The organism is Kaistia sp. MMO-174 (genome assembly GCF_037147815.1).
Lineage (GTDB): Bacteria > Pseudomonadota > Alphaproteobacteria > Rhizobiales > Kaistiaceae > Kaistia > Kaistia nematophila.
Genome location: NZ_JBBCUO010000005.1, coordinates 167,949 through 192,592, shown reverse-complemented (window position 1 = coordinate 192,592; position 24,644 = coordinate 167,949). Strand labels below are relative to the sequence as shown.

The window sequence follows — 24,644 nt, the reverse complement described above, 5'->3', positions numbered from 1 at the left end:
GACCGATGGATGGACTCATCCCATCCTGCAAGATAGCCAGCTGGCGTGACCTCGAACGAGTCGTTTCTCAGGACCCACACACCAGCAATATCGGGCAGGTTATCTATCGAGGTCATCGTCGGCATGATTGGCAACTGGAACCTGGGCTAACTCGAGCTTTCAGCGGTGGCGCGATACCGCCAAACTGGTCCGCCGGGTTGTTGAGGAAGTTCTCGCTCTCCATGAGGGGGAGAGGCTTCGACTTCGGTGGCCGAGATGACAATGAGATCTGGGCTATCGGCCAGCATTTCGGGCTTGCTACACCACTTCTCGACTGGACCGAGTCAGCCTTCGTGGCCTTGTTCTTTGCATTCGCAGATGAAGACCGTCCCGAAGAGCTATCAAATCCAAGCAGAGCCATATATTGCCTGCAGCGCTCTGCGCTTGACGAGCTTCTTCCTGACCTCTTTTTTGAGCCTAGACTCGGGGAAAACAGTCGCCTGGTGAATCAGGCTGGACTTTTCACAGTGACAGCGGCTGGGGGCGATAACCCTGTCACGGAGGTAATCAACGCGCTCTCAGAAGCAGGGGCGATCAATCCTGACGACCCACGGGAACTGTCAAAATTCATCTGCAAGATCCACATCCCAAATACCGAACGGCCAGCTTGCCTCGGGATGCTTCGCAAGATGAACATCCACCATGCCAACCTGTTTCCCGATCCTGGTGGCGCCTCCAGCTATTGCAACGACTGGCTCAACCGAGCGGTCGCTGAAGAACGTCAATTGCAGGCCGCTCGAAAACTGGCCCGAGCCAAAGCTGAGACCCAGGCCTCGAGAGAAGTCGGCGTGCCATCACATGGTGCGGGAGCGGAACAGGCCATTGCTGACCTCCTCGGACAGTTGGGTGATCTCGACAGGACGGGGATCATCGACGTTGAGACGACCGCCGCTCGCATACAGGAGCGCTATCAGATTGTAGCCGGCATTGACTGGTGGGCACATCCAACCGGCCGAGCACGGCTGAAAGTCGACCTCAAACGGCTGCTTGCATCAATCGACTGGCCCGAGAGCTCGCGTGACATTTTAGCAGAGCGCCTAGTCGAGATTTATGCGGAGCGCGACGAACGCAGTGCAAGATTGCAGCAAGGAGGAGGCGAATCATGAATGGCTTCTCCGAGGAGGTGGTAGAGCACGCTGGCATCGAGGTGCTGAAGGAGCTTGGCTGGAACTACCTGCATGGCAGCTCCATCGCGCCAGACGGGCCAGCCCCTCAACGGCAGGCGTTTTCCGACGTCATCCTTCTGCCGCGCCTTGAACGCGCCTTGGAAGACATCAATCCTGATGTACCGGAGGCCGCCCGAAGTGAAGCCATCCGACAGCTCCTGACCAGCCAGACGCCCTCGCTCGTCGAGGAAAACCGGCGCATCCATCGGCTGCTCACGGATGGTATCTCAGTCGAGTATCGCGCCCCGGACGGACGGATCACGTCGACGAAGGTCTGGCTCATCGACTTCGCAGAAGCTGACGCCAATGACTGGCTCGTCGTTAACCAGTTCACGGTCGTCGAGGCGGGTCAAAACCGCCGCGCCGACCTCGTCCTCTTCGTCAACGGCCTGCCACTGGCAGTGCTGGAGCTGAAGAATGCCGCAGCCGAGAATGCGAGCACGACCGGCGCTTTCAATCAGTTCCAAACCTACCTCAAGAGGATCCCGAGCCTTTTCCGCACAAATGCCGCGCTGGTCATCTCGGACGGCATCGAGGCGCGCATCGGTTCGCTCACGGCCGATTTCGAACGGTTCATGCCCTGGCGAACAACCGATGGCGAGGATTTCGCGCATCGAGGCATGGCCGAGCTGGACACCCTCCTGCGCGGCGTATTCGAGAAGCGACGCTTCCTCGCGCTCATTCGCGATTTCACCGTGTTCGGCGACGGAGGCAGCGGTCCGTTCAAGATCCTCGGTGGCTATCATCAGTTCCACGGCGCGCAGAAAGCAATTCGCGAGGCCATTGTCGCCACCCGACCGGAGGGCGACCGCAAAATCGGCGTGATCTGGCACACTCAGGGCTCGGGAAAGAGCCTGCTGATGGCGTTCTTCGCCGGCCTTGTCGTCAAGTCGCCGGAGCTCGAAAACCCCACCATCGTAGTCTTGACCGACCGCAACGACCTCGACGACCAGCTCTACTCGACCTTCGGCCTATGTCGTGACCTGATCCGACAGACGCCAGAACAAGCCGACACGCGTGAGGATCTGAAGCGGCTGCTCAACCGGGCCTCTGGCGGCGTGATCTTCACGACCGTCCAGAAGTTCTCGCCCGAGCGCGGCGAGGAGACATTCCCCGAATTGAGTAGCCGGCGAAACATCATTGTGATGGCGGATGAGGCGCACCGGAGCCAGTATGGTTTCGATGCCAGGCTCAACCAGCAGACTGGCGTGCGGCGCTACGGTTATGCGCATTACATCCGTCAGGCCATGCCGAATGCCTCCTTCATCGGCTTCACGGGCACTCCCATCGAAGCGGACGACGTGAACACCCCCGCCGTGTTTGGCGAGTACATCGACATCTACGACATCAGCCGGGCGGTTGAGGATGGGGCCACGGTCCCGATCTACTACGAGAGCCGTCTGGCGCGCATTGAGCTCGACGACGACGAGAAGCCGCTGATCGACGCCGAGATTGAGGCGATGGTCGAGGACGAGACGCTGACCGAGGCGGAGAAGGCCAAGGCAAAATGGTCGACCGTCGAGTCGCTCGTGGGCGCTGGCAAGCGTCTGTCGCTGGTCGCCGCCGACCTGGTACGTCATCTGGAGGCTCGGCTCCAGGCCCTCGACGGGAAGGCCATGGCCGTCTGCATGAGCCGGCGCATCTGTGTCGACCTCTACAACGAGATCGTCAAGCTACGACCCGAATGGCATTCCGACGACGACAGCCAAGGCGCGGTCAAAATCGTCATGACGGGCTCGGCATCGGACCCGTTGGATTGGCAGCCGCACATCGGCAACAAGAAGCGCCGCGACGATCTCGCGAAGCGGGCCCGCGACCCCAAGGACCCTCTGAAGTTGGTCATTGTCCGGGACATGTGGCTGACCGGCTTCGACGCGCCCTGCATGAACACGATGTACGTCGACAAGCCAATGCGCGGGCACGGACTCATGCAGGCCATCGCCCGAGTCAACCGGGTGTTCCGCGACAAGCCAGGCGGCCTCGTGGTCGACTACATCGGCATTGCCCAGAACCTGAAATCCGCCCTCGGCCAGTACACGCAAGCCGACCGTGAGCGGACAGGCATCGATGAGGAAGAGACCGTTGCCGCCATGCTGGAGCGGTACGAGGTCGTACGCGGCGTCTTCCACGGCTACGACTTCCAGCCCGGCATCACGGGACAGCCCAAGGAACGCCTTGCCTGTCTTGCAGGAGCCATGGACTGGGCATTGAAATGGGGGGAGGCGGAAACTGCGAAGGTCCCCACGCCTGAGGAGAAGAAGCGAGCACACCGACGTTTCCAGGATCTCGTTCTCGAACTGAGCAAGGCCTACGCACTCGCCAGCGCCAGCGACGAGGCCCGTGCTATCCAGGACGAAGTCGGCTTTTTCCAAGCGGTGCGTGCGGCCATCGTGAAAACCACCGCAAGCGGGAAGCTCAGCCTAGCGGGCAGGACGCTCGCGGTGCAGCAGATCATCGATAGGGCCATCGCTTCGGCCGAGATCATCGACATTCTGCAAGCGGCCGGGCTGCGGTCCCCCGATATCTCGATCCTCTCCGATGAGTTCCTTCTCGAAGTGGCGGGAATGGAGAAGAAGAACCTCGCCCTCGACGCGCTGAAGAAGCTGCTGGCGGGTGAGATCCGAAGCCGCTCGCGCACCAACGTGGTGGAAAGTCGAGCGTTCTCAGAGCGACTGGAGGAAGCCGTTGGCCGATATCATGCTGGCGCGCTTTCAGCCGTCGAGATGATCCAGGAGCTTATTGCACTCGCCAAGGAGGTCCAGGCCTCCTATGCGCGTGGCGAGGAAAGCGGCCTGACACCTGAGGAGCTCGCCTTTTATGACGCTCTCGCGGAGCATGAGAAGGCGGTCGAAATCATGGGCAGCGAGGCGCTCCGGGTCATCGCCCATGAACTGGTCGAGCAGCTGCGCAAAAACGTCTCTGTCGACTGGCACCACCGAGAGAGTGCCCGCGCGCAGATGCGGATCCTCGTGAAGCGCATTCTCCGTCGATATGGCTATCCACCGGATCTGGCAGATATCGCCGTGCAGACCGTCCTGGCACAGGCGGAAACGCTGCTGATGGAGGTAGCGTAGCGATGGCGCTATGCAAAATGCATGGCGTAAGGAGTGCATAGGAAGGCGTCAGAAGTCCGAGTCGTCATCCTCTCCATCGTCATCGATCTGATCCGACAGGTGCCTGACGAGTTGCTTCAGGTTCCGCCCGAAGTAGTGGGAGAGAGCCCGCGCGGCAAGCTCGGGGTTCTGCGCCAGCTTGGTGCTAAACGCTTTCGCGAGCTTGTCTGCCCATTCGCCTGCCATCGCATCCAGCTTCGCCTCTTGCTCATCATCGGTGAGTGGCTCTGACGACTTGCCCTTGGCGGCCTGCTGAGCCTGCCACCATTCCCGGTAGGCGAAGGCATCTGGTCCGAGATCCTTTGCCGCGCGACGCATGAGGGCGACCTGTCGATCCGACACGCCCGCAGCCTTAACGACCATCCCTTTCGTGTAGAGCTTGCCCATCAGGACGAGCCTCCACCCGTAGTCCATTCGCTCGCGGGTGCTCATGGGCAGCTTGGCGCGGCTGTTGGCTTCGCCGGCCGCCAGGATGGCCGCGTCAACAGAACCGATGAACGACGCAACCGGGATAGGCTCAGCCCGCCGGGCAAGCTGATAGGCCAGCATGCGGTGATGGCCGTCGATCAGGTAGGCATCCGGGCCTATCCACGCCACGAGAACCGGCTCCAGCTCCTTGCTGACCTCCAGGCCCCGCTTGAGATCCTGGACGTGCTTCTCGTCGGTCCCGTTGGGGCCACGTGGCTGGAACAGCTCCGGCAGCTGTTTGATCGAGCGCCAGGGCAATCGGTCGGGCAGTGGCGAAGGAGATGGTTGCTGTGCCTTCTCCTTCAGCTCAGCGAGGAGCTGGAGTGGCCTGAAGCTGTTCCGCTCGTCGTCAGCCCCAAGCGCACCAGAGGCCTCGCCAGCGGCCGGTGAGAGCACGTCTTCCATCACTGCAATTCCCTCATCGCTTCCGCCAGCCCTGCCGCGCTTGCCGCTCGCGCCTCGCGGTCGCGCCTTTCGAGACGCGAGAGATGCACGCCAACCCCGCCCAGCGCTTCGCCAACCCACTGCGCCATGATCAGGACGGCCCTCGGTGGAACATCGCGCTGGACGCGCTTGGCACGGCCGCCCGCACCACCTTTCCACTCGTCCATGCTGGCCTCCGTGAGGCCCCGCAAGCGGCGGATGAGCTGAGCCCGGAAGGCCTCATCGGAGCGCAGCCGCCTGGGGTCATTCTCCTGCAGCAGGTACATCGCGAAGACCGTCTCGATGATGGCACGCGGCGTCACGGCCTCGCCCAGGACGACCACCTCGCTGGCCGCCGTGCGCTCATAGCGGTTCCCCGGTACGCCGCGCCTGGCCTCGTTGAGGATGGATCGCGCGTGGTCGACGACCGTCTGCCAGCGAGCTTCGGAATGCGCCCAGGTGGCGTTCTCGGCGTTCCTCTCGATCCGCTTGCGCACCAACGCCACGAACGGCGCAAGGTCCGCCTTCGTCACCGCTGTCTGCTCCGCGTGTCCGTGGCGGCGCAGGTTGCTCTTGTGGGTCGGGCAGAAGGTGCCGTAGCGGGTCGTATGCGCGCCACATCCCAGCACGCGACAGGGTCGGATCATCAAGGCCTCGGAGCGGCAATCAAAACGGCATCCATCCCCGGAGAGACAGACGCGGAACTGCAAGAGCGGACAGGCAACAGCCGGTGACGCGACCTAGCGGTGATGGTCTGTCCCGTCAACGGGTCGCAGGAGTGGCATCGTCGATGGACACACGTGGACTTCTGTCCCTTGGACGGGATCACGGGGTCGGTGCCGCTTCCCTGACGATCCTGTCGACCGTGCTGACGCCGATGCCGAGTTCCTTGGCGATCTTCACCTTGCCCTTGCCAGCCGCGCGGGCCTCCAGCACGGCGGCATGAACGCGAGCCCATTCGGCCGCCTTCTTCAGGTCCTTCTCGGTTCCCTTGGCGGGGCGGCCGAGCTTGGTACCGTTGGCCTTGGCGCGGGACAGACCAGCGTTGACTCGTTCGCGGATCATTTCGCGCTCGAACTCGGCGAACACGCCCATCATCTGGAACATCGCCTTGCCGGCTGGGGTCGACGTGTCGAGGCCCTGCTGGTGCAGGTAGAGGTCGACGCCCTTGGCGTGAAGCTCGCCCAGAAAGCTGAGAAGGTCGGTCAGCGAGCGGCCGAGGCGGTCCACGCTCCAGGCGGCGATGAGGTCGATCTCGCGGCGGGCAACGGCCTTCATCATGGCGTCGAGGCCGGGGCGCTTGTCCCGTCCCTTAGCGCCCGAGATGCCAGCGTCCTCGAAGGTCGCAACCACCTGCCAGCCATGGCGCTCAGCGACCGCCTCAAGCTCGCGGCGTTGGTTCTCGACCGTCTGGCCGGTGGTCGACACGCGGAGGTAGAGGGCGACGCGCTTGGTCATGCTGAAGGTCCTTGCTAGGCACGAGGAGGCACGTGCGATGGCAGGAGTCTAGGTGACCATAGATACGAAAATCAACTGGTTTTCGTATATCAAAAGCCCCCTGACCAACTGCGCGGATCACCTCGATTTCCAGACGGCAGTTTCGGACGGGTTTTCCGTATGCCGACCACACGGCTCGACATCGGCCCGAAAGTGCACTCATCCTGCGCGTCCTCAACAGGAAGCGCATAGATGCCATCACGTAACGTCCATGTCTTCTGCGTCGACGTCGGAAGCCCCAAGAATATCGGCTGGGCGGACAGCACCGGCGGCAGCGGTGGTCCAGCAGATTTCGAGGCTGCCCTGGAAGATGTAGCAGCCCGACTGCATCACGGAGAGTTGGTCGCACTGGGGTTCGAGGCCCCAATCTGGACGCCACGGCGGTCTGATCTGAGCCGGATCACATCTAGTCGAGGCGGTGCAGAACTGGAACTGCGGCGGGCATGGTCGGCCGGAGCAGGCTGCGGAGCATTGGGAGCGGGGCTAGCGCTCATGCCTTGGTGCTTTGCGCTCTTGGCCAAAAACGGCACCGTCCCAGCGACGACCTCCGTCAACAAGTTTCAGGAATGGAGCGCTGGACTGTTCGTCTGGGAGGCTTTGGTAACGGGGAAGGCCAAGGGCGCCTCACATCACCACGACGCTTCCTATGGGGTTGCAGCGTTTGTAGCGCGACTGTCTGACCTACGATCTGACGTCCCCGCCGAACCCGCGCTCAACCATGCCGCTGTTGCTCTCTTGGTCGCCGGGTTCCCCGTACCCCTGAGTGAGTTGTCGCAAGCTGGACTGGTGGTCGCCGCTGCGCCCCGCCTGCCAGACGCCGCTGGAGCGATCAATGGCCGACCGGCTCCAATAAGCATCGAGCCGACATAGTCCGGGGGGGGGAGCACGGGGGGATGATGCTTCGAGGCCTGTCGAGGTGCGCAGACAGATTTTTCGCCAAAAATTCACGGGCCTCTCGTGGCAGTTTAGCGCCAAAGGCGACCGGATAACTCCCATTGCTGCGGACGTACGCGACTGCTATACAGACGCCATCGGACGTTCGAAATTAATCAACGATTTCAATGCACTGATGGCAGATATGCCCGATCCTCTTCTGGGCACCAATTTTCGCAAAAGCCCCGCACTCCGGACCGGATGCGGGGCTTTTGCTTTTTGGCATCCCCCAGGTCCACCTTCCGATCATCGCCGAAGCCGAGAGATGGCCTTGCTGCCGCCCGCAGCGAGCTCGACGGCCGATGCACGCAAAACGGAGATCATTTCCGGTTTGCTCCCCTCCGCCCCGACTGCCGGCGCCTCACGGGAGGGACAGGCTGCGCCTGACGAGTTCGCGCGCCCTATTGACCGCCGATGCGCGCGTGCCATCCTCGGAGAGGGCGAGGCGAAGTCGGCTCGACCTTCGATTTTTTGATGTGGGCTGTCGACGAAGACGGCGTAAGCATTTCCGGGGGAGTCGCGACCCCACAGTCGATTGCGGGTGCTGGTGGGTCGAGAGATGTGGGACAGAAGTCCGGTCAAGCTTTCCCTGCTGCACATGGTGCCGGCCGTCGCGGCGAAGTCGGACATTCTCGTCCCGGATCTACTGGGGCGCGCTGGATTGGCGGCCGACGCACTTTCAATGCGCGGCGCCGTGGCGACGCGAAGTCAGATTTGCACGCTGCTGAACATCTTCGCCCGGAGGTCCGGCGAGGCAACGCTCGGTCTTGATCTTGCAGCGGCGGCCGACCCCCTCCAGCTCGGGTTGAGCGGGCAAGCGTTGATCGGCGGCAGGACTATCCGTGAATGCCTGGCCGCGCATGCGCGCCAGATGCCGACACTCCAAGGCGGCGTCGAGCTCTCGCTCGCGGTCTCGGAGGGAAGGGCGTATTGGCGCCATTCGCTTCTAAACAGCGACGCGCTCCATGCGAGCGTGCTCAACGAGGGGATCGCCGCATTCGTTGTTTCGGCGCTTCGCTCCCTCGCCGGCACATCCCTCGACCTGCACATCGCACTGCCGCACAGGGCACGGGCCCCCATTCGGAGCTACGAAGACAAGCTGGCAGCTGACGTCTCGTTCGGCGCGGGCGCAGGAATCACGATCAGCTTCAGCGCCACATGGCTGGATCAGCCGAGCCGCCTCTTCGCGACCACCATCCCGGAAGCGGCGGATCAATCCGCATTCGACACCTTGCCCATGTGGCAAGATGACAGGCAACTCGAAGCGGCCCTCGCCCGCATCTTCGCGAGCGCCGCGCTGGTCGGCACGCTGTCGCTGGTCGATGCCGCCCGCAGCCTCGGTATCTCCCCACGTAGCCTGCAGCGGCGGTTGGCATCGTGCGGAACATCCTTCGAGGAACAGACAGAGGTCTGGCGCCGGAACCTGGCCCAACAATTTCTGGCTGCCTCCGGCATGGAGATTGGCGCCATCGCCAGGGCCCTGGGCTACAGCGACCCGTCGCATTTCATCCGGGCTTTCCGGCGTTGGCATGGAGTCACGCCGCTTGCCTATCGGCGGTCCGCTTTGGCGCGAAATGGCAATTGAGCCACGCGGGGCCTTCCATTACGGCAAGAAGCAGAACCTCTCACGGCCTCGCGCGCTTTCGGTGACCCATGCCCCACTCATCCAATCCCGAAACCAAGGACGCCGCCGGCCCCAGTCGGCGGACAGTTCTGGCTGGCGGCGCGGGCTTCGCAGCCGCCATCGCCGGCCTGTCGCTCCTGGCCCGGCAGGCCCAAGCTGCTCCCCAGCCCCGGCCTCACGTCGTTTATATCCTGGCGGATGACCTCGGCTTTGCCGATGTCGGCTTCCGCGGATCGGACATCCACACTCCGCATCTGGATCGGCTCGCCGCCGAGGGGGCCACGCTTTCGCAGCTCTACACCCAACCCCTCTGCACACCGACCCGGGCCGCGCTGATGACCGGCCGGTATCCCCTGCGCTACGGCCTGCAGACGGGCGTCATCCCCTCGGGAGGCGACTATGGGCTCGCGACCGACGAGTATCTGTTGCCGCAGGCCCTCCAGCAGGCCGGGTACAAGACAGCGCTGGTCGGCAAATGGCATCTAGGCCATGCCGACCGGAAATACTGGCCCCGCCAGCGCGGATTCGATTTCTTCTACGGGCCGCTCGTTGGAGAAATCGACCACTTCAAACATGAAGCGCATGGCGTGACCGACTGGTATCGCGACAACGACCTGCTCGTCGAGGACGGCTACGACACAGAGCTGTTTGGCGCCGAAGCCGTGCGCCGGATAGGGACGCACGATCCATCTACGCCTCTGTTCCTCTACCTCGCCTTCACGGCCCCCCACACGCCCTATCAAGCGCCGCAGCGCTATCTCGACCTCTACCCGCGCATCGAGGACCCGTCACGGCGGGCCTATGCGGCCATGATCACCGCGATGGACGAACAGATCGGCAAGGTGATCGAGGCGCTGGAAGCGCGTGGCATGCGCGACGACACGCTCCTGATCTTCCATTCGGACAATGGCGGAACACGGTCGAGGATGTTCGTTGGGGAAGGGGCCGTTTCGGGTGAATTGCCGCCCAGCAATGCGCCGCTGCGCGATGGCAAGGGGACGCTCTATGAAGGCGGGACCCGCGTCGTCGGTCTGGCCAACTGGCCGAAGCGCATCCCCGCTGGCCAGGTTGACGCCGTCATTCACGTCGTCGATATGCTGCCGACGCTCGGGGCGCTCGCCGGGGCAGACCTGTCGCGATCCAAGGCTCTGGACGGGAACAACGTCCTGCCCGCGCTGCTTGAAGGCCAGGACGGTCGAACCGGCCTCGTCTACAACATAGAGCCTACCCAAGGCGCCGTTCGACGCGGCTCCTGGAAGTTGATCTGGCATGCCGTCCTGCCTCCCAAGATCGAACTCTTCGACCTCGCGGCAGATCCTGGCGAAACGCGTGATGTGTCAGCGGCTCATCCAGAACTCGTTGCAGAGCTGCAGACCGAAGTCGTGAAACTCGCGCAAAGCATGGCACCCCCGCTGTTCTACGGGACCGCCCTGAAGGCGACGCTCTCCGCCCCGCTCGCAACACCGAGTGCTGCGCTCTATGATCTTGGCTCGCACGACGACTGAACACAGGGGGCGGAGCCGGCTCTTCCTCGCCGGAGCCGGCCCGGCCATAGGGCGGCGGGAACCCTCGCGCCTGCGCCGAATTGATCTTTCGGGTCTCGGAAGAGGCGCAGCGTGGGAGGACGACATGGCCCAGTTTACCGAACAGCAGATCGCCGACGAGGCGCACCGGCTCTGGCTCGAAGAGGGCAGCCCCGAGGGCCGCGCCGCCAGCCACTGGCAGCAGGCAATCGAAATCCTGAAGGCCCGCGAGCCGCTGCCGCCGAAGAGCCAGAGCGAGATCGCCGGCGACAAGATGCCGCCGGAACAGATCGCCTCCGAACTCTGAGGGGATCGCCGCGAACCGAGGGATGGCCGCCATGGCGATGCCGCCCGATCCCCGCACCCGCGCCTTCGCCCGCGTCATCGGGCCGTTCGTGGCGATCGTCTCCGTCATCGCTGTCTTTCGCATGCCCGAGATCACCGCGACGGCCTTCCTCGACGCCTTCTTCCAGAACCCGGTCTTGGTCTGGATCGCCGGCGCGACACTGGTCCTGTTCGGCATCCTGATCCTCGCGCAGCACCCGATCTGGTCCTCGGCACCGGCCGTCGGGATCTCGCTTTTCGGCTGGATCCTGCTCGCGCGCGGCATCGCGCTTCTGACGGTGCCGCAGGCCTATGAGCGCATCGTGCTGACGCTGGCGAATGTGACAGGGCTCCGGATCGGCGCCGGCCTGCTGGCGATCATCGGAATCTGGCTCGCCTCCGTCGGCTGGCGGACGCCGCCGGCCAGCCGGCCCTGACGACGCCGCGCCTCAGTTGAAGGCGCGCACCTCGACCGGCGCCCGGCAAGCAATGGCGGCCTTGCGGCCCCAGGCGAGCGCCTCGTCCAGATTGGCGGCCTCCAGCACCCAGAATCCGGCGACATGCTCGCGGGTCGCGAGATGCGGCCCCTCCGCCGCGCGCACCGCGCCATCCGGCCCGGCCCGCAGCGCCATGGCGCGGCGCACCGGCTCCAGCCCGCCGACGAAGATCCGGACGCCCGCCGCCACCATCTCTTCGTTGAGGACGTCGATGGCGCGATGCATCGCCTCGTCCTCGGCAGTGGCGGGATCGTAGTCATCGGGGTGATGGATGGCGACCCAATATCGTGTCATGACGTCTCCTGTCGTGCTCCGGGCCGGCCCGATACCTGCCCCCATGCTGACGACGAACGCCGGCGCCGGAATTCGACAAAGAGCCGGATGATTTTCCGCGTCCGCCTTGCCCGAAGGTCGGCAACCAGCCGCACCAGCGCCCGGATTGCAGATGGGGCCTCGCCATTCCTCCGGGATGTAGCCGAGGCGGCGGCCTGCTCGAACCCGCTGGCATGGAAGCTACCGGCACCCACGTCATCGACCTGTTTCCACCAGCACCGGGTCAATCCGGCTGTGCCGATCGGGGACGTCGCCGGCGCCGTCAACGAGTTGATCGCAAACCGAGGATCCGGCTACGGCGGCGAGAGCCCGGCACCGGCCCGCTGCCGCAGCACGTCCGCCGAAGCCCATTGATACCGGAATAGCTCGACCGGAGGGTCCCCGCGCATGAACCGTTCAACGGGGGCTCCCCCGAGCCGTTCATACAGGGCGCGCGCCGGTTCGTTGGCCCGGTACACCAAGAGATGCACCGGAGCAGCCCTCACATCCGAGCCCAGGCCGGAAACGCCTTCGACCAGCAGGCGTCTCGCGATGCCCTGCCGTTGATGGCTGGAAGCGACGTAGAGATTGTGAAGATAGCTTCCCCAGGCGTCGTTGGGCTCGAGGACGAAGCAGATGAAGCCAACCACCTGGCGAGCGTCGCTCTCCGCCACCAGGATCGACAGACGCTCGCGGTCGGCGCCCGGCGCGAGCCGCGCGCTCCACAGGACGCGCTTTTGGGCAGGCATTTCCTCGCGCAGATATCCCGCAGGAAGAATATGGGCATAGGCTCGCCATTGCTCCTCGACGTGCAGCGCGATGATCGGCTCCAGGTCTGACGCACGCGCATTCCGGTACAGCATCGCCCCTCCCAGCCTTCTCCGCCTGCTCCGGCGACGGTATCGGCAGCGAGGCGCGATCGCCAGCAGCGCGCGCGGCCCTCAGCCCTCGGCGTGGCGGATCTGGATCTGCGGCAGGCCGATGATCTCGATGTCGAACCGGCGCGCCAGGGCGGCGAAGGCTTCCGTCTCGATCAGCCGGCGATAGGGCTGGTCGGGAAAGGTGATCCCGGCACGATGGATGGCGGCATCGACCAGCAGCATGGTGCCGCCGACGGAATCGAGCCGAACCCGGCGGAGATGGCGGAGATCATGCTGGTAGAGCCGCAGATGGCCGACCGGCGGCTGGTAGAGCCCGTCCCGCACATGCTTGATCCATTGGTCGTCGCGCGGCTCGGCCAGGGCGATCCAGGCGTTCAGGTCGAAGCTCGGCCCGCCCGGCTGCCGGACGCAATCGGGATGCACGACGCGCGCCCGCTCGGCCAGCATGCGACCGAGAATGTCGGGCGGAAAATCGACGATGTCCGCATCGATCCAGAGCACCCAGTCCTCATCGACCAGCGCTGCGTCGAGCAGGCGGTTGCGAGCCTGGGCGATGCGGCTCCGCCGCACCCGCTGATGACGCAGGTTCCAGCGCGGACCGCTGTCGGGGGCCGCGAAATCCTGCTCGACCAGCAGGGTCCGGCGGAAGCGCCGCCGCGAGCGGGCGAGGAAGGCGCGCAGTCGCTCGAGGCTGTCATCGATCGAATTGCCGATGAGGAAGGCGATCGACAGCTTCTCGGCCGGATAGTCCAGCGCCTCGATATGGGCGAAGAGCGCGTCGAGCGTGGCGGCGGCGTTGCGGACGGGAATGGCGACCAGCACCGTGCCGTCGGCCGGCGCCTGCCTGGCGAGCGCGGCGCGGTCGACCGACGCCTCGCGTACCGAGGCGGGCTCGGCGCCGCGCTCGCGCCAGCGGAGCCTCGCCTTGCGAAACGCCGTCTTCAAACGCACCGGCAGACGCAGCGTCTCGTCCGCGCCGACCCAGGTGTGCAGCCAGTGATGCTGCGCCAGCGCGGGGCGGGCGGGATCGATATCCGCGCAGTCGCGGCCGGCCTTGTCACGCGGCGAGAACATATAGCCGGGCAGGACCTCGGGGCGGATCTCCGCATTCGTCGCCTCGACCGCGCCGGTCAGCAGGAAGGGCCCAGTCGAATCGAGCGGATCGAGCGCGTGGCGGCATTCGATCGCGAGATCGATCACCGCGTTCCAGAAGGGATGCCCGGCTGGCGACAGCATGACGGCATTGGAGACGACGTGCGAAAACTGCCGCACCGCGACCACCGTCTCGGCGAGATGGCTGCGCGGCTCCTCGGCAAAGACCGGGCGGTCGGCCCCGAGCCATTCATCGAACGGCCGCAGCGCTTCGGCATCGAGATCGGCGTAGACGCCGCCATAGCTCCTGAGCACGAGGTAGCGGCCGAGATCGGCGCGCTGGATCGGCCTGGCATAGCCGAAATATAGCTCGGCGAGATGCGGATAGTCCGTCTCGACCAGCCGCGCCAGGTCGTCATCGGTCCAGAGGCGGATCTCCCAGCCCGGATGCAGCTTCGGCCAGCTGGCGACGAAGGCCTGCATCGCCTGGGGAATGTCGCGGTCGCGCCAGGTCTGGTGGATGATTTTCGGGATCACGGGTTCGGCACGGCTCCAGGGGCGGCAAGCGCTCGAAGCGCGCCAAGGACGGCCCGCTCGATCGGCTCGGGACCGAAGCGCTGCCAGGCGGCGGCGTGCGCCCGGCTGCGCAAGGCGGCGCGCCGGCCCTCATCGCGCCAGAGGCTTTCAATGGTATCGGCGAACACCCGGTCGCTCTCGGCGAGCAGCAGATCCTCTCCGTCCGCAAGCCCGAGCCCTTCGGCCGCGAGCCGGGTCGCCACCACCGGCAGGCCCCACGCCATCGCCTCGACGATCTTGAAGCGCGTGCCGCCGCCACTGGTGAGTGGCACGACGGCGATATGGGCGCTGGCGAGCAGCGGCGCCAGTTCGTCCGGATCCGCCACGATGCGCACGCCCGCAGCGGCGAGGCGACGGACGCGGCGCGCCGGGTGCCGGCCGGCGAGCGTCAGCCTGGCCTCCGGCAGGCGCCGGCGCAGCCTTGGCAGGATCCTGCGCGCCAGCCGCCCGCAGGCGGCGATGTTCGGCTTGTAGCCGAGATGACCGATGAAGAGCAGTTCCGGCCCCGGCGGCGGCGGCACCGCGCCAAGCGCGACCGGCGCCGTCTCCGGGCGCGGCAGGCCGTTCGGTACGACGATGGCCTCGCCGAGGCCGCGCGCCGCGAGCCGCCCGGCATCGTCGGCGGAGCAGCACCAGACCTGGTCCACCCTGGCGATGGCGGCTGCCTCGATCTCGGCGATCGCCCGGCTGTCGCGCCGGCGCTTCGTTCCGAACCAGTCGCGCCGCAGCGGGATCTGCGCGGCGAGATGCGATTCGACATTGTGCAGGTCGAGCACGAGACGGGCGCCGCTTTCCCCCGCCAGCCGCAGGAACGGGTGAAGGCCGAGATGCTCGACGACGACGGTGTCGGGCCTGAAATCGGTCAGCATCGCCGCGAAGGCGGAAAGCATGGGCGGTTCGATGTGGAGGTCGATCGAACTAAGGCCGGCGACCGGCCGATAAAGCGAGGCGGCGGCGCCGCCGAGATGACGCACCTCGATCCCGGCCGGACTAGCGCTTCCCTCCGGCGCGGCCAGCACGGAGACGAAGCGGACCGGGCCGAGTTTCGCCGCGGCCGACGCGTTCTGCCAGTTGCGCAGGTCCGCGCCGGTGATCGCCGGAAAGGCCGGATGCGCGGCCAGGAACAGGATGCGCCTCACTGGGCCGCCCTGTCGCGAGGCCGGGTCCGCAGCGCCAGCTTCAGGCGGATGCGCAGCCACCGATAGGTGTCGGCCGCCGTCTTCGGCGTCCGCCAGGCCACGCCGAGGAAATGATGCGCCAGCGCCGTCTCGCCGCGGGCGAGATGCACGCGCGCCACCTTGATCGCCATGAAGGCCTCGCGCCGACGCAGCGCGCGGCGGCGGATGCCGCGCGCCTCGAGGCTCGAGAGGCAGCGGCGCCAGGCCTGGAAGCGCTCGCGCGAATCCACCGCCAGCCGGTCGTCGGCGCGCGTCAGGCTGACATTGTAGGTCATCACCACGGCATCGACGGCGGCGATCCGGCATTTGGCGAGCAGCGCCGCCCAGAACAGCGTGTCCTCGTCATAGGCGAGGTTGCCGTGGAAGCGCAGGCCCTGCAGCGCCGCGCGGGCGATCAGCGCGCTGCCGACGACGATGACCACCGCCCGGCCGGCGAGATAGCTCTCGGCAGAAAGTCCCTGCAGCAGCGGCGCGAACGGCTCCGGCTCGCGCCCGGCCCGCCGGCAATGATAGCCGCCGAGGATCAGGTCCGGGGCGTCGGCTGCCTGGCCGGCCGCGACCAGCGCCCGCAGGCCGCCCTCGTGGTGCACGTCGTCGGCGTCGAGGAAATAGATCCAGCGGCCGCTTGCGCGCGCCAGCGCCCGGTTGCGCGCCTCGCCGGCATCGCGGCAGTTGCTGGAAAGCACAACCAGGGGAAGATCAATATCGGCGGCGCAATTTCCGGCGATGGTAGCGGTATCGTCGTCGGAATCATCGTCTACCACGATCACTTCATGAATAACCGCCCGCTCGCCCGCCAGCGATCGCAACGTCAATCCAATCGTCTTGGCCGCATTCCGCGCCGGAATGACCACGCTGACGGTTTCGGGCTGCGAGCCCTGCGTGGAACGCGACACGACGGCACCTGCCAAGAATAGCTGCGGCAAAGGAAAAGGATCAGTCTGGATATTATCCAAACCGCGCGCGGCTGAAAATAGGCGATCCCGCCCGACGCCGGGTAACACCCCGAAGATCGGCGGAGACGGCAGGGCGGTGGCGGCAAAGGGACGGCGGCGACTTGGCGCCGCCGCCCCTCGCGGCTCAGGCCGGCGTCGGCGCGTCGGCGCGCAGCAGACCGGCGGTCTTCAGGTCCGACCAGAGCGAGGCCGGCACGGCGCGATCGAAGGCGGCGCGGTTGCGTTTCGTCTCCTCGGCCGCGACCGAGCCCATCACCAGCGAAGCGACGGCCGGATGACCGAGCGGGAATTTCAGCGCCGCGTCGGCAAGCGTCACGCCATGCGCCTCGCAGATCCTCTGGATCGCCGCGACCCGCTCGAGGATCTCCGGCGGCGCGTCGCGGTAATTGTACTTGGCGCCCTTGACCGGGCCGGTGGCGAGGATGCCGGAATTGAACACACCACCCAGCATCATGCCGATGCCCTTTTCCTCGGCCAGAGGCAGGAAGCTGTCGAGCGCCGGCTGTTCGAGCAGCGAATAGCGGCCGGCAAGCAGCATGGCGTCGAAATCGCCGGCGCGGGCGAAGCGCTCGCACATGTCGGCTTCGTTGAGGCCGACGCCGATCGCGTCGATCACCTTCTCGGCGCGCAGTTTCTCCAGCGCCTTGTAGGCCCCCTCCATCGCCGCCTTGAAGTGGCCGTCGACCGCCGCCGCGCCGTGCGAATAGACGTCGACGTCGTGGATCAGCACGATCTCGATGCGGTCGGTGCCGAGGCGGATCAGCGACTGCTCGAGCGAGCGCATGGCGCCGTCATAGGAATAATCGAGCCGGGCGGGATGCGGCAGGCCGCCGGCGAAGTTCGGCGGCTGGGTGTTGCCATCGGCCGGCTGGTGCAGCGGATCCATCCAGCGGCCGACCTTGGTCGAGAGCACGAAGGACTTGCGGGGCACGCCGCGCAGCGCGGTGCCGATGCGGTGCTCGGCGAGGCCGTGCCCGTAGAAGGGCGAGGTATCGAACAGGTTGACGCCGGCCTCAACCGCCGCCGTGACGGCGCCGCGGGCGGTGGCGTCGTCCAGCCGGTGATAGAGGTCGCCGAGCGGGGCGGAGCCGAAACCAAGGACCGTGACCGGAATCCCCGTGCGTCCAAGCGGGCGCGTCTCAAGTGCCATGACGTTCATTCCTTTGCGTTTCCAAGATCGCGGAGCCGTCATGGCAAGACCCGCGACCGCGCCGTTCCGGCTGTCGGTCACGCCCGCAACATCGCTGGATGCGGCCCCGTCCTCGCCCGCAGGTTCGGCGCTCGCTGCCGCCGCCGTCAAGGCCCCAGCTTCGGCGCGGGCGATCCTCGCCCCCTGCGCCACAAGAAAGGGCCGCCCCTGGGGGCGGCCCTTTTCAACCCGCTCGACGCGGCAGCGTCGAATCCAGACATCACAGGCGCCGCGCGGCCGCCCTACTGGCCCGTCTGGCCGCCACCATCCGAATAGCTGCTGTCTTCCTGGAAGCCGACGGTGCCGTTGTCGTTCTTGGTGATGATCACATGCTCACCGCCGTAAACGCCACGCAGCAGTTGCGGATACGTGACCTGGAATGTCTGCCCGCCAACGGAGACGATGCCCGTCGCGGGATTGGCGTAGTCCACCACGCCGCCCATGGTTTCGGCGGCCATGGCCGGTCCGATGGCCAGAACGCCAGCGAGGGGGATAAGCAGAGCAATCTTTCTCATGATGTCCATCCGTTTTTTTTCGGCCCCGTATGGAATTTGGGGCTGCGAAACAGGTCGGCAACGGGGTGGCCGGTTCATGAACAAAATTTCATGCAGCGGACATGAAATCAGCGTTCATCCCGCACCGAACCGATAAAATTAACAAAGTTAATCAATCACTTACTATTTAAGTGACAAGGGTCATCATTAATAACCTGACCGGTGCAATTCGCGTTCGCCCCACAGCGGGCGAGGCTTGGCGGCCGAGGTCTTTGCGGCCGAATTCCTGGCGGCCGAAGTCTCGGCAGCCGCGCGTGGTGTGGCCCCGCGATCTGGCGGCGCCAACACCGGGACGCTTGAAAGGCGCTAGTTGCTGCTGCCGGAGCCCGAATAGGAGCTGTCCACCTGCACGCCGATCGTGTCGTTGTCGTTTCGCGTGATGATCACGTGCTCGCCCGGCGCCAGATGGCGCAGGACCGACGGGTCGCTCACCTGGATATTGGCGCCGCCGAGCAGCACCAGTTCCCCGGTATAGGGGTCTGCCCGCGCGACCACGCCGTTCATGGTCTCGGCCGCGAGAGCGGTGCCGGACGCAAGCAACAGGCCGGCAAGTGGGAGAAGGTAGAGATGCTTCTTCATGGCTGGTCTCCAGCGTTTTCAGCATCGGAGTGCCCCGGTCGCCGATCCCGGCGACGGCCCCAACATGGGGACATCCACCGGCCGGGCCTATAAAGCCTCAAGGGATTGTGATCGGCCGGCCGGCATTCGCGGGCCGCCGGCCCCGACCGCGAAATGCGCCGCGCCCGGCGCCGCCCCACCCCTGCCCGGTGGCGGCAGCAAAGGCCGGCGCCGGACAAAGCGTTGTCCCGTTTCACCATTTCATGCGCGCATCGAAATGCTCTAAGTCTCGGACCATCGAGGCGGGAGCTTGGAATGCGCGGGATGAGCAGGAAACGGAAAATAACGGGCTTGGGTCAGGTGGCGGCGCGCATCGGCGTCGGAACCGTGGCACTGCTGGCGCTCTCGGTCGGCGCCAACGCCGACGACGCCGCAGCCCGCGGCAAGCAGGTGGTCGATCAATGGTGCCGGATGTGCCATCTGCGCGCCAACGACAAGCCCGACCCGAAAATGGCGCCGCGCTACGAGGACATCGTCAAGCGGCCCGGCCGCGACCAGGCCTATTTCACGAAGTTCCTCGCCGAGGATCATTTTCCGATGACGATCTACCGGCTGTTCGACGACGAGAAGCGCGACGTCGTCGCCTATCTGATGTCGCTCAAGAAGCGCTAGCCGGTCCCGCGTCCGCTTGCCGAAGACGGCACCAATCGGTCAGGACGAATCGGGACCCTCGGCCCCGATATCGGCCGGCCGCGCCATCGATCGTATGCGGGAAAAAAGCTGCGCCGGCTTTCGGCTCGCCGATCGGCGGAGAAGCCGTCCCGGATTTTGTGCGCATCCCTGGGTCTACGCGCATACTTGGCCGGCAAAGCCCCAAAAAGCGAAAAGCCGCCCGGAGGCGGCTTTCGTTCCCTTCAGCGAAGGGGGGAGGATGGTGGAGCCAATCGGAATCGAACCGACGACCTCTTGAATGCCATTCAAGCGCTCTCCCAACTGAGCTATGGCCCCACTATCTCGAAGTCGGAGGGGTTGGGGACCCCCCCGGAACGGCGCAACTCTTAAGCCGCGCCTTTTTTCAAATCAAGCGCCAATTCAAAAAATCGAACCGGTGCCTGTGGATAGGTTTACGACTCTTCGTCGTCGACGCCACCGATGATGTCGGTCACGTCGTCACCTTCCTCTTCCTCGTCCTCGATGAAGACGTCATCGCCGTCATCGTCGGCGAGCTCGACGTCGTCTTCGTCGCCTTCGACCGCGATCGCGCCGCCCGAGGTCTCCTCGTCGGCCTCTTCGAGGCTGACGAATTCGGCGCTCTTGTCGCCCTCGTCCTCGATCTCTTCGTCTTCATCGTCCGTCACATTGGCCGGGCGGGCCTTGGGGGCCGTGCCCGATTCAAAGAACGAACGGGGATACGAAACGCCCGTGAAGGGCGAAACGATGGGATCTTTGTTCAGGTCGTAGAACTTCTTGCCCGTCTCCGGGTCGACCCGCTTGGTGCCGAGTTCCGCTTTCGCCACGTCGTGCCTCATCGGTTGAAAAGAGCGGCTGTCCCTTAATGACTCGCACAGGCCCTGTCAAAAGCAATTCTAGCACAGGCGCTCCCTTGCATTCAGGCGGTTCCCGGCGGCAAGCCGCGATCCGACGCCTCGACCCGGATGACGGCGGGCGGTGGCCGTGCTATCCGACGACCGTCCCTTCTGGTCCTTGAGCCGCATGCGCGACCCCGAATTCGCCTGTGCCGAATACCGAGGAGCCCGACCCTATGCCATCTGCCGCGCCACCTCCCGCCGCCCTGACCGCCCGGACCGCCGGCCCGCTCCGCGGCCGCGTCCGCGTCCCCGGCGACAAGTCGATCTCGCATCGCGCATTGATGCTCGGGGCGGTGGCGATCGGCGAGACGACGATCGAGGGCCTGCTGGAGTGCGCGGACACGCAGGCGACGGCCGCCGCCCTGCGCGCCTTCGGCGCCAGCGTGACGCGTACCGGCGCCGGGATCTGGAAGGTTCGCGGCGTCGGCGTCGGCGGCTTCCTCGAGCCGGAGGACGTGATCGACTACGGCAATTCCGGCACGGGCGCCCGCCTCGCCCTCGGTCTCGTCGGCAGCCAGGCGATCAGCGCGACTTTTGGCGGCGATGCCTCGCTGCGCAACCGGCCGATGGGCCGCGTCCTCGATCCGCTGCGCCGCATGGGCGTGCAGGTGCTCGCCCGCTCGAAGGATCGCCTGCCGCTGACCCTGAAGGGCCCCGACATCACCCTGCCGATCGAGTATCGCGTGCCGGTCCCCTCGGCGCGGGTCAAGTCGGCGGTTCTGTTCGCTGGCCTCAACACGCCGGGCGTCACCACCATCATCGAGCCGACGCCGACGCGCGACCACACCGAGCGGCTGCTGCAGGCCTTCGGCGCGGCCATCGAGATCGAGCTCGGCGCCGACGGCGAACGCGTCGTGCGGCTGGAAGGCCGGCGCGATCTGAAGCCGCAGCAGGTTGCCATTCCCGGCGATCCGAGCTCGGCCGCTTTCCTGATCGTCGCCGCCCTCCTCATCGAAGGCTCGGAACTGACGATCGAGGCGGTGCTGCTCAATCCGATGCGGACCGGGCTGATCGAGACGCTGATCGAGATGGGCGGCGACATCGAGATCGGCAATCGCCGCACGATCGGCGGCGAGGCGGTCGGCGACATCCATGTCCGCGCCAGCCGGCTTCGGGGCGTCGTCGTGCCGGCCGAGCGGGCGCCGTCGATGATCGACGAGTATCCGGCGCTCGCCATCGCCGCCGCCTTCGCCGAGGGTATCACCGTAATGGACGGCATCGGCGAATTGCGGCTGAAGGAATCCGACCGCCTCGCCTCGCTCGCCGCCGGCCTCGGCGCCAATGGCGTCACCGTCGAGGAGGGGCCGGAATCGCTTGCCGTCACCGGCGGCGCGGTGCGCATCGGCGGCGGCGACGTCGCGACCCGGCGCGATCATCGCATCGGCATCAGCTTCCTTGTCCTCGGCCTCGCCGGCCAGGCGCCGGTGACGATCGACGACGCCACGCCGATCGACATCCACTTTCCCGAATTCCAGGCCCTGATGAGCGGGCTTGGCGCGCATTTCGAAAGGGCGGAGCCCGCCGCAGCATGATCATCGCAATCGACGGACCCGCCGCCGCGGGCAAGGGCACGATCGCCCTGAAACTGGCGAAGCACTATGGCCTCAACCATCTCGACACCGGACTGCTCTACCGCGCCATCGGCCGGCTGATGACCGAACAGGGGCTCGACCTCGACAACGCCGCCGAGGCCGGCGCCGTCGCCCGCCGGCTGACGCCGAAGGACCTCGACCATCCCGAACTGCGCGGCCGCGAGGCCGGCGAACTGGCGTCGCGCGTCGCCGTGCATCCGGAAGTGCGCGCCGCGCTCGTCGAGTTCCAGCGCGCCTTCGCCCGCACGGCGCCAGGCGCCGTGCTCGACGGCCGCGACATCGGCACGGCGATCTGCCCGAACGCCGACGTCAAGATCTTCGTCACGGCGTCGCCGGAAGTGCGCGCCCGCCGCCGCACCGACGAGCTGAACGCCAAGGGCCGCAACGTGCCCTATGAGCGGATCCTGGCCGAGATCCTGGAGCGCGACGAACGCGATTCGCACCGCTCGGCCGCGCCGCTGCGCCAGGCCGACGACGCGGTGCGCCTCGACACCACGGCGCTCGACGCCGAGGCGGCCTTCGCGGCCGCGGTGGCGATCGTCGAGGCCGGACACGACTGATTGAACGTCGGCACCGGCCAAAGGCGCAGAAATCGGCCAATTTGGCCTTGCCGCTGCGAGATCGACCCTATATAGAGCCCAGATCTTTGCGTTCAGGGCGTCGGAAATGGCCATCCGAGGCCGTTTCGGCGTTCCGAGCGCATCGATAAGCACCCGAATCGCGGTCCGGAAGCGTCGGTCCGCCCCAATGCGGTAGCCCCGATTTCCGTCGTGGGCAGGAACGCGATCCGGGTTTTCGCAACACGAACCGCCGACGCATGCCAGCAATGGCACCAGGAGTTTTCATGGCTGTAACCAATCCGTCCCGGGAAGATTTTGCCGCGCTTCTCGAGGAATCCTTCCAGAATGAAGACCTCTTCGAGGGCAGCGTCGTCAAGGGTACGATCGTCGCCATCGAGAAGGACCTCGCCGTCATCGACGTCGGTCTGAAGACCGAAGGCCGCGTGGCCCTCAAGGAATTCAACGGCCCGGGCCGCGAGAACGCGCTCAAGGTCGGCGATGTGGTCGAGGTCTATCTCGAGCGCGTCGAAAATGCTCTCGGCGAAGCCGTTCTCTCGCGCGACAAGGCGCGCCGCGAGGAGAGCTGGATCCGTCTCGAGGAGCAGTTCAACAAGAACGAGAAGGTCACGGGCGTCATCTTCAACCAGGTCAAGGGCGGCTTCACCGTCGACCTGGACGGCGCCGTCGCCTTCCTGCCGCGCTCGCAGGTCGACATCCGCCCGGTGCGCGACGTCGGCCCGCTGATGCACACGCCGCAGCCCTTCCAGATCCTCAAGATGGACAAGCGCCGCGGCAACATCGTCGTCTCGCGCCGTACCGTCCTGGAAGAGACCCGCGCCGAGCAGCGCTCCGAGCTCGTCCAGAGCCTGGAAGAGGGTCAGATCATCGAGGGCGTCGTCAAGAACATCACCGATTACGGTGCGTTCGTTGACCTCGGCGGCATCGATGGCCTGCTGCACGTCACCGACATCGCGTGGCGCCGCATCAACCACCCGACCGAGGTGCTCTCGATCGGCCAGACCGTCCGCGTGCAGATCATCCGCGTCAACCACGAGACGCACCGCATCTCGCTCGGCATGAAGCAGCTCGAGGCCGATCCGTGGTCTGGCATCGAGGCCAAGTACCCGGTCCAGGCCAAGTTCTCGGGCCGCGTCACGAACATCACCGACTACGGTGCGTTCGTCGAGCTGGAGCCGGGCATCGAAGGCCTGATCCACGTCTCCGAGATGTCCTGGACGAAGAAGAACGTCCATCCGGGCAAGATCGTCTCCACCTCGCAAGAGGTTGAGGTGATGATCCTCGAGGTCGATCCGGTCAAGCGCCGTATCTCGCTCGGCCTGAAGCAGACCCTGTCGAACCCGTGGGAGAGCTTCTCCGAGAAGTACCCGATCGGCTCGATCGTCGAAGGCGAAGTCAAGAACAAGACCGAGTTCGGCCTGTTCATCGGCCTCGACGGCGACGTCGACGGCATGGTCCACCTGTCGGATCTCGACTGGAACCGTCCGGGCGAGCAGGTCATCGACGAGTACAACCGCGGCGACATGGTCAAGGCGCAGGTGCTCGACGTCGACATCGACAAGGAGCGCATCTCGCTCGGCATCAAGCAGGTCGGCGGCGATCCGTTCGTCGAGGCTTCCGGCGAGCTGCGCAAGGGCGCTGTCGTCACCTGCGAGATCACCGCAGTGACCGAAGGCGGCCTGGAAGTTCGTCTGGCCGACAGCGACCTGACCTCCTTCATCCGTCGCGCCGACCTGTCGCGCGATCGTTCGGAGCAGCGTCCGGAGCGCTTCGCCGTCGGCGAGAAGGTCGATGCCCGCATCACCAACTTCGACAAGAAGGCCCGCAAGGTCGCCGTCTCGATCAAGGCGCTGGAAATCGCCGAAGAGAAGGAAGCGGTCGCCCAGTACGGCTCGTCGGATTCGGGTGCGTCGCTCGGCGACATCCTCGGCGCCGCCCTCAAGGCACGCCAGGACAGCGAAGAGTAATCTTCCCGTTCCATC

22 protein-coding genes and 1 tRNA gene are annotated in these 24,644 nt (G+C 65.7%); 10 read left to right on the top strand and 13 right to left on the bottom strand.

Annotated features, from left to right (window positions below; all coding sequences use genetic code 11):
• Window positions 1-5 precede the first annotated feature (5 nt).
• Together WFK98_RS18740 and WFK98_RS18735 are read left to right on the top strand one after the other, a co-directional pair.
• Complete coding sequence (locus WFK98_RS18740; RefSeq protein WP_336801284.1) at window positions 6-1,145, top strand: FRG domain-containing protein; 1,140 nt, start codon at window positions 6-8, stop codon at window positions 1,143-1,145.
• Window positions 1,142-4,279, top strand: coding sequence for a type I restriction endonuclease subunit R (locus tag WFK98_RS18735; protein ID WP_336801283.1), 3,138 nt, complete (start codon window positions 1,142-1,144; stop codon window positions 4,277-4,279). The genes WFK98_RS18740 and WFK98_RS18735 overlap by 4 nt, the downstream gene beginning before the upstream one ends.
• Before the next feature lie 48 nt (window positions 4,280-4,327).
• On the opposite strand, the gene WFK98_RS18730 is transcribed toward WFK98_RS18735, so the two are convergent.
• The 3 genes from WFK98_RS18730 to WFK98_RS18720 all read right to left on the bottom strand — a co-directional run bounded on the left by WFK98_RS18730 (window position 4,328) and on the right by WFK98_RS18720 (window position 6,667).
• Window positions 4,328-5,191: a ParB N-terminal domain-containing protein gene (locus WFK98_RS18730; RefSeq protein WP_336801282.1), complete on the bottom strand. Its 864-nt coding sequence runs from the start codon at window positions 5,189-5,191 to the stop codon at window positions 4,328-4,330.
• The gene (locus tag WFK98_RS18725; protein WP_336801281.1) at window positions 5,191-5,856 is read right to left on the bottom strand and encodes a hypothetical protein; all 666 of its coding nucleotides are present in this window, start codon (window positions 5,854-5,856) and stop codon (window positions 5,191-5,193) included. Before WFK98_RS18725 ends, WFK98_RS18730 begins: the two co-directional genes overlap by 1 nt.
• A gap of 178 nt (window positions 5,857-6,034) precedes the next feature.
• Window positions 6,035-6,667: a recombinase family protein gene (locus WFK98_RS18720; RefSeq protein ID WP_336801280.1), complete on the bottom strand. Its 633-nt coding sequence runs from the start codon at window positions 6,665-6,667 to the stop codon at window positions 6,035-6,037.
• A gap of 1,531 nt (window positions 6,668-8,198) precedes the next feature.
• On the opposite strand from WFK98_RS18720, the gene WFK98_RS18715 reads away from it, so the two are divergent.
• From WFK98_RS18715 to WFK98_RS18700, 4 genes are all read left to right on the top strand, one after another.
• Entirely contained in the window at window positions 8,199-9,224 is a 1,026-nt protein-coding gene (locus tag WFK98_RS18715) for an AraC family transcriptional regulator (RefSeq protein ID WP_336801279.1), read from the top strand.
• A gap of 68 nt (window positions 9,225-9,292) precedes the next feature.
• Window positions 9,293-10,768: an arylsulfatase B gene (locus WFK98_RS18710; protein ID WP_336801278.1), complete on the top strand. Its 1,476-nt coding sequence runs from the start codon at window positions 9,293-9,295 to the stop codon at window positions 10,766-10,768.
• Between the two features lie 124 nt (window positions 10,769-10,892).
• Entirely contained in the window at window positions 10,893-11,093 is a 201-nt protein-coding gene (locus tag WFK98_RS18705; RefSeq protein ID WP_266336713.1) for a DUF2934 domain-containing protein, read from the top strand.
• Window positions 11,094-11,124: 31 nt separating this feature from the next.
• Complete coding sequence (locus tag WFK98_RS18700; RefSeq protein WP_336801277.1) at window positions 11,125-11,547, top strand: hypothetical protein; 423 nt, start codon at window positions 11,125-11,127, stop codon at window positions 11,545-11,547.
• A 12-nt stretch (window positions 11,548-11,559) separates the two neighbouring features.
• Here WFK98_RS18700 and WFK98_RS18695 read toward each other — a convergent pair whose 3' ends face one another.
• The 8 genes from WFK98_RS18695 to WFK98_RS18660 all read right to left on the bottom strand — a co-directional run bounded on the left by WFK98_RS18695 (window position 11,560) and on the right by WFK98_RS18660 (window position 18,924).
• Entirely contained in the window at window positions 11,560-11,901 is a 342-nt protein-coding gene (locus WFK98_RS18695) for a YciI family protein (protein WP_266336711.1), read from the bottom strand.
• A 332-nt stretch (window positions 11,902-12,233) separates the two neighbouring features.
• Window positions 12,234-12,782 (bottom strand): GNAT family N-acetyltransferase, encoded by a 549-nt coding sequence (locus WFK98_RS18690; RefSeq protein ID WP_266336710.1) that lies wholly within the window; start codon window positions 12,780-12,782, stop codon window positions 12,234-12,236.
• A gap of 78 nt (window positions 12,783-12,860) precedes the next feature.
• The gene (locus WFK98_RS18685; protein WP_336801276.1) at window positions 12,861-14,429 is read right to left on the bottom strand and encodes a glycosyltransferase; all 1,569 of its coding nucleotides are present in this window, start codon (window positions 14,427-14,429) and stop codon (window positions 12,861-12,863) included.
• Entirely contained in the window at window positions 14,426-15,607 is a 1,182-nt protein-coding gene (locus WFK98_RS18680) for a glycosyltransferase family 4 protein (protein ID WP_336801275.1), read from the bottom strand. Before WFK98_RS18680 ends, WFK98_RS18685 begins: the two co-directional genes overlap by 4 nt.
• Window positions 15,604-16,542: a glycosyltransferase family 2 protein gene (locus WFK98_RS18675; protein WP_266336707.1), complete on the bottom strand. Its 939-nt coding sequence runs from the start codon at window positions 16,540-16,542 to the stop codon at window positions 15,604-15,606. Before WFK98_RS18675 ends, WFK98_RS18680 begins: the two co-directional genes overlap by 4 nt.
• 184 nt (window positions 16,543-16,726) lie before the next feature.
• Window positions 16,727-17,752, bottom strand: coding sequence for an aldo/keto reductase (locus WFK98_RS18670; RefSeq protein ID WP_266336706.1), 1,026 nt, complete (start codon window positions 17,750-17,752; stop codon window positions 16,727-16,729).
• Between the two features lie 281 nt (window positions 17,753-18,033).
• Window positions 18,034-18,306 carry a hypothetical protein gene (locus WFK98_RS18665; protein WP_266336705.1) on the bottom strand — a complete coding sequence of 91 codons (273 nt, stop codon included), beginning with the start codon at window positions 18,304-18,306 and terminating at the stop codon, window positions 18,034-18,036.
• Window positions 18,307-18,651: 345 nt separating this feature from the next.
• Window positions 18,652-18,924 carry a hypothetical protein gene (locus WFK98_RS18660; RefSeq protein ID WP_266336704.1) on the bottom strand — a complete coding sequence of 91 codons (273 nt, stop codon included), beginning with the start codon at window positions 18,922-18,924 and terminating at the stop codon, window positions 18,652-18,654.
• A 339-nt stretch (window positions 18,925-19,263) separates the two neighbouring features.
• Between WFK98_RS18660 and WFK98_RS18655 the strand changes: the two genes are divergently transcribed.
• Complete coding sequence (locus WFK98_RS18655; protein ID WP_266337349.1) at window positions 19,264-19,575, top strand: c-type cytochrome; 312 nt, start codon at window positions 19,264-19,266, stop codon at window positions 19,573-19,575.
• A gap of 260 nt (window positions 19,576-19,835) precedes the next feature.
• Here WFK98_RS18655 and WFK98_RS18650 read toward each other — a convergent pair.
• Window positions 19,836-19,911 (bottom strand) — tRNA-Ala (locus tag WFK98_RS18650).
• Window positions 19,912-20,027: 116 nt separating this feature from the next.
• The gene (locus tag WFK98_RS18645) at window positions 20,028-20,420 is read right to left on the bottom strand and encodes a TIGR02300 family protein (RefSeq protein ID WP_266336703.1); all 393 of its coding nucleotides are present in this window, start codon (window positions 20,418-20,420) and stop codon (window positions 20,028-20,030) included.
• 245 nt (window positions 20,421-20,665) lie between these two features.
• On the opposite strand from WFK98_RS18645, the gene aroA reads away from it, so the two are divergent.
• The 3 genes from aroA (at window position 20,666) to rpsA (ending at window position 24,629) form a co-directional block, all read left to right on the top strand.
• Complete coding sequence (gene aroA, locus WFK98_RS18640; protein ID WP_336801274.1) at window positions 20,666-22,024, top strand: 3-phosphoshikimate 1-carboxyvinyltransferase; 1,359 nt, start codon at window positions 20,666-20,668, stop codon at window positions 22,022-22,024.
• Entirely contained in the window at window positions 22,021-22,644 is a 624-nt protein-coding gene (gene cmk / locus WFK98_RS18635) for a (d)CMP kinase (RefSeq protein WP_266336701.1), read from the top strand. Before aroA ends, cmk begins: the two co-directional genes overlap by 4 nt.
• Window positions 22,645-22,928: 284 nt before the next feature.
• The gene (rpsA, locus tag WFK98_RS18630; RefSeq protein ID WP_266336700.1) at window positions 22,929-24,629 is read left to right on the top strand and encodes a 30S ribosomal protein S1; all 1,701 of its coding nucleotides are present in this window, start codon (window positions 22,929-22,931) and stop codon (window positions 24,627-24,629) included.
• The last annotated feature ends 15 nt before the right edge of the window (window positions 24,630-24,644 follow it).